Annotated in this window: 5 protein-coding genes and 1 pseudogene; all 6 read left to right on the top strand. The window is 52.8% G+C overall.

Annotated features, from left to right (window positions below; translation table 11 throughout):
* On the top strand, positions 1–1,068 hold a 1,068-nt coding region (locus tag AC1WIP_RS10980), incomplete at its 5' end, for a methyl-accepting chemotaxis protein (RefSeq protein ID WP_481141866.1).
* A 152-nt stretch (positions 1,069–1,220) separates the two neighbouring features.
* Complete coding sequence (gene acpP, locus AC1WIP_RS10985) at positions 1,221–1,451, top strand: acyl carrier protein (protein WP_481141867.1); 231 nt, start codon at positions 1,221–1,223, stop codon at positions 1,449–1,451.
* Positions 1,441–2,448, top strand: a complete 1,008-nt coding sequence (gene fabK, locus AC1WIP_RS10990) for an enoyl-[acyl-carrier-protein] reductase FabK (RefSeq protein WP_481141868.1) — start codon at positions 1,441–1,443, stop codon at positions 2,446–2,448. Before acpP ends, fabK begins: the two co-directional genes overlap by 11 nt.
* A gap of 8 nt (positions 2,449–2,456) precedes the next feature.
* Positions 2,457–3,368 carry an ACP S-malonyltransferase gene (gene fabD, locus AC1WIP_RS10995; RefSeq protein WP_481141869.1) on the top strand — a complete coding sequence of 304 codons (912 nt, stop codon included), beginning with the start codon at positions 2,457–2,459 and terminating at the stop codon, positions 3,366–3,368.
* The gene (fabG, locus tag AC1WIP_RS11000; RefSeq protein WP_481141870.1) at positions 3,362–4,102 is read left to right on the top strand and encodes a 3-oxoacyl-[acyl-carrier-protein] reductase; all 741 of its coding nucleotides are present in this window, start codon (positions 3,362–3,364) and stop codon (positions 4,100–4,102) included. The genes fabD and fabG overlap by 7 nt, the downstream gene beginning before the upstream one ends.
* A gap of 65 nt (positions 4,103–4,167) precedes the next feature.
* Positions 4,168–5,135: pseudogene (locus AC1WIP_RS11005) on the top strand (beta-ketoacyl-ACP synthase II); the annotation flags it as partial.

The raw sequence follows: 5,135 nt of genomic DNA on the forward strand, positions 1-5,135 counted from the left end.
TTTCCCATCTCGGTGACAGATAAGGACATGAAATGGACCTTTATCAATAAGCCGGTGGAGGAAATGCTGCATATCACCAGAGCGGACAGCATAGGAAAGCATTGCAGCAGCTGGGGGGCAAAAATCTGTAACACCCAGGACTGCGGAATCGCATGCTTAAACAGAGGAATCACGGAAACCTATTTCGACCAGAACGGGTCGGACTACATGGTGGATGTGAATAAGCTGTATGATAAAAACGGAGAGCTTTACGGGCATATTGAGGTGGTGCAGGACATTACCACCCTGCAGAGCGCCATACATATGCAGCAGGAGCTGATTTCCCATGCAGAGGAGGCCTGCAGCAAGCTTGTGGAATATGCTGCGGATTCCTCGGAAAGAGCTTATAAGCTGTCGGACGGTGCAAATGAGCAGACTGCCGCCATCCAGGAGCTGGCGGCTACCATTGGGGAGATTGCAGACCACACTAAGCTGAATGCGGAAAGTCTGGACAAGACAACGGAGCAGACTATACAGGCGGACAATGATCTGCAGGCGGGCAGCAGGCAGATGGAAAAACTCATTGAAGCCATGGAGAAAATCAATGAGACCTCACAGGAAGTAAACCGCATTATATCCACCATTGAAGAGATTGCGGAGCAGACAAACCTTCTTGCGCTAAATGCTTCCATTGAGGCGGCCAGGGCCGGAGAAGCGGGCCGGGGCTTTGCCGTTGTGGCCGATCAGATTGGAAAGCTGGCGGCCCAGAGCTCGGAAGCTGCCAAGGATACCAGGCAGCTGATTGAAACCACTCTTCAGGCGGTGGAAAACGGCAATGAAATTACGGAAGAAACGGACAGAACCTTGCAGGAAATTGTAAATCTGATGAATCAGGTAAGGGAAAACATTAACAGCATCAATGAGAAAATGTCAACCCAGGCTGGTACCATAGAGCAGGTGAACCAGGGGCTTGGGCAGATTGCGGGCGTGGTACAGGAAAACTCCTCCATTGCAGGGGAAAACTCCCAGACCAGCAAGCTCATTGAAGAGCAGGCAAAAGCCCTTCAGGAAATTGTAAACGGGTATTAGAAGGGTGTTAGAAGACGTGCCGGCGGCATAGGTCCTTTTTGGATCATGCCGCCGGTGTTGTTTTTCTGACAGATTCTTCTTGACAAATTCTTTTTCACCTCATATACTTTGAATATCAAATAATTTGAAACATAGAATAAAGGAGAATAAACATGTTTGAAAGAGTAAAAGAGATTATTACAGAGCAGTTAAATCTGGAAGGTGTAGAGATTACGGAGAGTTCTTCCTTTAAGGAGGATCTGAATGCGGATTCCCTGGATTTGTTTGAGCTTGTTATGGCCTTTGAAGAGGAGTACGGTATTGAGATTCCCTCCGAGGAGCTGGAAAAAATATCCACAGTGGGCGATCTTATGGAATATATGAAGAGTAAGGGTGTGGAATAAAGCGTCCGTCAGGGCGGATGCAGAAGTAAGAACCGCGCAGGCGGATGTTGAGAGCAGGAGGCAGATTGTGAAAACACGTATCACCGAATTACTTGGAATCAAATACCCTATTCTTCAGGGCGGTATGGCCTGGGTGGCTGAATACCATCTGGCGGCGGCGGTGTCCAACGCCGGAGGCTTTGGGATTATCGGAGCTGCCAGCGCGCCGCCGGAGGTAGTCAGGGAGCAGATCAGAGAAGCCAGAAAGCTGACGGATAAGCCCTTTGGCGTAAACGTAATGCTGATGAACCCAAATGCTGCCCAGGTGGCGCAGATTGTTGTGGAGGAGGGCGTAAGCGCGGTGACAACCGGCGCGGGAAACCCGGCGCAGTTTATGCCTCTTTGGAAGGAAGCTGGGGTGAAGGTAATTCCGGTGGTTGCCAGCGTTGCCATGGCAAAGCTCATGGAGAGAGCAGGAGCGGACGCTGTAGTGGCAGAAGGGATGGAGTCCGGCGGCCACATCGGCTCTGCTACTACAATGACGCTGGTGCCTCAGGTAGTGGACGCAGTGTCCATTCCTGTAATTGCGGCAGGGGGCATCGGTGACGGGAGAGGCTTTGCGGCAGCCTTTATGCTGGGAGCAGAGGGCGTACAGATGGGCACCCGTTTCTGCGTGGCTAAGGAAGCCATCACCCATGAGAAGTATAAGGAGCGTATTATCCGGGCGAAGGATATTGACTCGGAAGTGACAGGTATGTCACATGGCCATCCCATCCGCTGTATCCGCAACCAGATGACTAGAGAGTATGTGCGTCTGGAGAAGGAAGGAGCCGGACTGGAGGAGCTGGAGCAGCTTACCCTGGGGTCTCTCAGAAAGGCGGTTATGGAGGGGGATGTAACAGGCGGCACTGTGATGGCCGGACAGATCGCCGGTCTCATACATAAGGAGCAGACCTGTGAGGAGATTATCCAGGAAATCATGACGGACGGCAGCAGGCTGCTGGACGTAGAGAAATGAGGGTAAAAATGAGTAAGACAGCATTTATTTTCCCAGGACAGGGAGCACAGTACACAGGAATGGCAAAGGATTTTTATGAGGCCTTTCCGGTCTGCAGACAGGTATTTGACATGGCGTCGGAAGCGGGCGGACTGGATGTTGCGCAGCTTTGCTTTACGGAAAACGACAGACTGGACATTACGGAATATACACAGATTGCCATGCTCACGGCTGAGATAGCCATGTGGAAGGCCGCCGAGGAAAGAGGGCTTGTCCCGGATGTGACGGCGGGCTTAAGCCTAGGAGAATACGGCGCTTTGGCGGTAAGCAAGGCCATGGCTCTGGAAGATATTTTTCAGATTGTGCGAAAGAGAGGCATCTTTATGCAGGAGGCCGTGCCTTCGGGCGGCGCCATGACTGCGGTGCTGGGACTGGATGCAGAGACGATTGAGCGTATTTGCGGGGAGACGCCGGGGCAGGTGTCAGTGGCAAATTATAACTGCCCGGGACAGATTGTAATCACCGGAGAGGAAGAAGCGGTTTCCCAGGCAGCACAAAAAATGACGGAGGCCGGAGCCAGACGCTGTGTACCCCTAAAGGTGAGCGGCCCCTTTCACTCGCCCATGCTTGAGGAAGCGGCAAAGAAGCTTGGAATGCAGCTTGCCACGGTGGAGGTACGGGACATAGAGATTCCTTATCTTTCCAATGTGACGGCGGACTATGTGACGGATAAAGCGCAGATCAAGGAGCTGTTAAAGCGCCAGGTGGCTTCTCCCGTGAAATGGCAGCAGTGTGTGGAGCGCATGATTGCGGATGGGACGGACACCTTTGTGGAGATCGGTCCCGGGAAAACGCTGTCGGGCTTTCTGCGCAAGATCAACAGAGATGTAAGGGTGTTTCATATAGAGAAAATTGAGGATTTGGAGAAATTGCCATGCTGAGAGGGAAGGTAGCGCTGGTGACAGGCGCAGGCCGGGGCATCGGTCGGGAAATCGCCCTGACCCTTGCCGGCTACGGCGCAACGGTCATTGTAAATTACAACGGTTCAAAAGAGAAAGCAAATCAGGTGGTGCAGCAGATCACGGAAGCTGGAGGCACTGCGGAGGCGGTGCAATGCTCTGTGGCGGATTATGAGGCCTGCGGGGAAATGATACGAAACGCCCTGGAGAAATACGGGCGTATTGATATCCTGGTAAATAATGCCGGGATTACCAGGGACAATCTGGCAGTGAAAATCAGCGAGGCGGATTTTGACGCGGTGATGGATACGAACCTGAAGGGAACCTTCTTTACTATTAAGCATATGTACCGGGCCTTTTTGAAGCAAAGAGGCGGACGGATCATCAATCTTGCCTCTGTCAGTGGACTGCTGGGAAATGCGGGACAGGCAAATTATTCGGCCAGCAAGGCTGGAGTGATCGGACTGACAAAAAGTATTGCAAGAGAGCTTGCGGCAAGAGGAATTACGGTAAACGCTGTGGCGCCCGGATACATTGACACCGATATGACCCAGGCCATGCCTGAGAGTGCAAAGGAAGCAGTGCTGGCCCAGATACCTCAGAAACGTGTGGGCACGCCGAAGGATGTGGCGGAGGCGGTAGCCTTTCTGGCCAGCGACAAGGCGTCCTATATCACCGGCCAGGTGCTTTCTGTGGACGGCGGAATGTATATGTGACACAGTCTTAGGAAAAGGGAAAACAGTGAAGAAATGCGGCTGAAAAGCGCAGAAATGAGGGAAAAATGAGCAGAAGAGTAGTGATTACCGGACTGGGAGCCGTCACGCCCATCGGCATTGGCGTGGAAGCATTTTGGAAGGGAATCCGGGAGGGAAGAATTGGTTTTGGCCCTATCACAAAATTTGACGCCCAAGGCTATAAATGTCATCTGGCGGCAGAGGTGAAGGATTTCGATGCAAAAAAGTATATGGATGCTAAGGCCGCAAGGCGCATGGAGCTTTTCTGCCAGTACGCGGTAGCGGCTGCCGGGGAAGCGCTTGCGGATGCGGGACTTGACCTGGCGAAGGAGGACCCTTTCCGCATAGGAGTTTCAGTGGGTTCCGGTATTGGTTCCCTGCAGGCCATGGAGCGGGAGCATACAAAGCTTTTGGAGAAGGGACCTTCCAGAGTAAATCCGCTTATGGTTCCTTTGATGATATCCAACATGGCGGCAGGAAATGTGTCCATTCAATTTGGACTAAAGGGCAAGAGCATCAATGTGGTGACAGCCTGTGCCACAGGCACCCATTCTATAGGCGAGGCCTTTCGTTCCATCCAATACGGCGAGGCCGAGGTTATGGCGGCGGGGGGGCACCGAGAGCAGCATCACGCCCATTGGCATTGCGGGCTTCAGCGCTTTGACAGCTCTTTCTGCCAGCGAGGACCCGGAAAGATGCTCCATTCCATTTGACAAGGAAAGAAGCGGCTTTATCATGGGCGAGGGCGCAGGCATTGTTATTTTAGAGGAGCTGGAGCATGCCCTGAGCCGGGGGGCAAAAATCTACGGAGAGGTTGTGGGCTATGGCAGCACCAGCGACGCTTATCATATCACCTCTCCGGCCGAGGATGGTGAGGGCGCAGCCAAGGCCATGGAATACGCGGTGGCGGACGCCGGCATTGCAAAGGAAGAAATTACCTATATTAATGCTCACGGCACCAGCACCCACCACAACGATCTGTTTGAAACCAGAGCCATTAAGCTGTGCTTTGGGG

This window comes from Acetatifactor sp., assembly GCF_982438285.1.